The sequence below is a fragment of the Mumia sp. genome (assembly GCF_028803055.1).
Taxonomy (GTDB): Bacteria; Actinomycetota; Actinomycetes; order Propionibacteriales; family Nocardioidaceae; genus Mumia.
Genome location: NZ_JARBCJ010000301.1, coordinates 1 through 2,326 on the forward strand (window position 1 = coordinate 1; position 2,326 = coordinate 2,326).

The 2,326-nt window shown below is 69.2% G+C and carries 3 protein-coding genes; all 3 read right to left on the reverse strand.

Going from position 1 to position 2,326, the window contains the following annotated elements; all coding sequences use genetic code 11:
* On the reverse strand, positions 1-809 hold an 809-nt coding region (locus PV363_RS17345; RefSeq protein ID WP_301023022.1), incomplete at its 3' end, for an ABC transporter permease subunit.
* Positions 806-1,870 carry an ABC transporter substrate-binding protein gene (locus tag PV363_RS17350; RefSeq protein WP_301023023.1) on the reverse strand — a complete coding sequence of 355 codons (1,065 nt, stop codon included), beginning with the start codon at positions 1,868-1,870 and terminating at the stop codon, positions 806-808. The genes PV363_RS17345 and PV363_RS17350, both read right to left, overlap by 4 nt.
* Positions 1,871-2,035: 165 nt before the next feature.
* Positions 2,036-2,326, reverse strand: a 291-nt coding sequence (locus tag PV363_RS17355) for a winged helix DNA-binding protein (protein ID WP_301023024.1), incomplete at its 5' end; no start/stop codon positions are given.

Sequence of the window (2,326 nt, forward strand, 5' to 3'; positions counted from 1 at the left end):
AGGTCGATCAGCACGCCGATCACCGCGTACAAGACGATGCAGAGCACCATGTAGTCGTTGCGGAAGTACTGCTGTGACAGCGACACGAGGTAGCCGATCCCGGTCGTGGTGCCGATCTGCTCCGCGGCGATCAGGCCGGTGAGGCTGACCGAGAGGCAGATCCGCAGCGCCATGAGGATGTTGGGGAGGGCCGAGGGCAGGATGACCTGCACCACGAGCCGTACGCCGGACAGGCCGTAGCCGCGGGCAGCTTCGACGACCTTGCGGTCCACCCCGCGCACGCCGAGATAGGTGTAGGCGTACATCGGGGCCACCGCGGAGACGGCGATGAGGATGATCTTGAAGCCCTCGCCCACGCCGAACCACGAGAGCAGCAGCGGGACGAGCGCGAGGAACGGGACCGCGCGATACATCTGCATCGTGGGGTCGATGAGGTCCTCGCCGAGCGCGGAGATCCCCGACAGGACTCCGAGGACCAGGCCGACCGAGACGCCGAGCGTCACGCCGAGCGCGGCACGCCGACCGGAGGCGGCGAGGAAGTCGGTGAGCTGCCCGCTGGCCCACAGCTCCTCGGCCGCGTTCACCACCGAGCCGGGGGAGGAGAGGATCTCCGGGTCGAGCCAGCCCACGCTGCCCGCGATCTGCCAGAGCGTGACGAGCGCGATCGGCACCGCGAAGCGGAGGGACAGCGAGAGCGTACGACTGCGCTGCCGGCTGCCGAGGAAGCGCGGGCGGGCGAGGGTGACCGGGGCGTCCACGGTGGCGTCCGGACCGGTTGACCGCGGTGTCGTGTCGAGCGCGGCCGTCATGATCCGAGCTGCACTGCCGCGTCGGAGGCCTTCACCGGCTTGCTGATGAAGTCGTGATCAGCGAAGTAGTCGGCGACGGTCTGGATCGTGGCCAGGTCGGCGTCCTCGACCGGGCGGAACGGGTTCGCGTAGCGGTCGACCTCGGTGTCGCGCTCGAGCGCGGCGCCGGAGGTGGCGGTCGGGCCCGAGTCGGTGAACACGTTCTGGAGCTTCGCGGGGTCGGCGTTGGCCTCCTTGCGGAGCTCGGCGAGGGTGTCGACGACGATCTTGAGGGCTTCGGGGTTCTCGTCGACCAGCTCCGTACGCGCGGCCAGCATGGTGAGGTCGTCGTCGTCGACCTCGTTGCTGGTGACCAGGGTCTTGGCGCCGGCGGCGACGGCCGTCGGGTAGCCGCGCACGATCGCCCACCAGGCGTCGACCTTGCCCGACTGGAACGCGCCCGCGGCCTGCACGGGGTTGAGATAGACCTTCTCGACCTTGTCCTGGGCGACGCCGGCCTTGTCGAGGGCGAGCCCGAGGAGGTACTCGCCGCGGCCACCCTTGTTGACAGCGACCTGCTTGCCGACGAGCTGCTCGATCGCGGTGATCGGGCTGTCCTTCTGGACGACGAGGCCGTCGGCCACGGGCGCCTTCGGGTGTCGGGAGCGGTCGGCGACGGCGAAGATCTTGACGTCTTTGCTGGTGGACAGATAACCGATCACGGGGGAGATCGCGCCCTCGAGCAGAGTCACGTCCGCCGAGCGGACCGCGTCGATCGTCGCGGTGAACGACCCGTACGAACCGCCCCACTCCACCCTGGCGTCCGCGGCCTCGAGCCGCTCCTCGAGGATGCCGGTCTTCTTGGCGTACGCGAGGAGGCCCGCGTTGCCGGGGTCCACGAGCTTGATGACCGTCTCGTCCTGCGACCCGCTCGCGTCCCCGCCGCAGGCCGAGACGAGGGCGGCGGTGGTGGTGAGGGCGGCCGCCACCGCGAGGTGGCGGGCGCGTGCGTCGCGGCGGTCGTCGTTGCGGTCGTCGCGGCGGCGGTTGTGGCGTCGAAGGCGGGGCAGACGGAAGGACATGGAGTCTCCTGCGGTGATCTTCGTGGAGTCGGGCGACTCGCGGATTTGAGTATGTCCATCAACTAGATAGTCATTTACTCATGATCAATTGCTGAGACAGGAAGTCGAGGGTTCGCATCCGGGTGCGCGGAACGGTGGGGTTCTGGCGCAGTCGGTGCGAAGGGGTCAGCGCGTCGAGTCGCTGAGCGGGTGGTGCGCGCCGGTGTTGGCGTCGAGCTGGAGCAGGAGCCGGCGGAGCGTACGGAGGTCGTCGGCCGCGATGCCGGTCGCGAGACGTTCCTCCACCTCGTTGACGGCGGCGTCCGCCGCATCGCGCCGGTCGAGGCCCGCCTCGGTGATCGAGATCAGGCGGCGGCGCCGGTCGTCAGGGTCCGGGATGCGCTCGACGAGACCGAGCGAGGTGAGCTTCTTGACGACGAACACGAGGTAGTTCGGATCCATGTCGAGCAGCTCGCC

What these genes read in the sequence shown, in the direction of transcription:
- PV363_RS17350 (WP_301023023.1), bottom strand. Translation starts at nt 1,870, where the DNA reads ATGTCCTTCCGTCTGCCCCGCCTTCGACGCCACAACCGCCGCCGCGAC.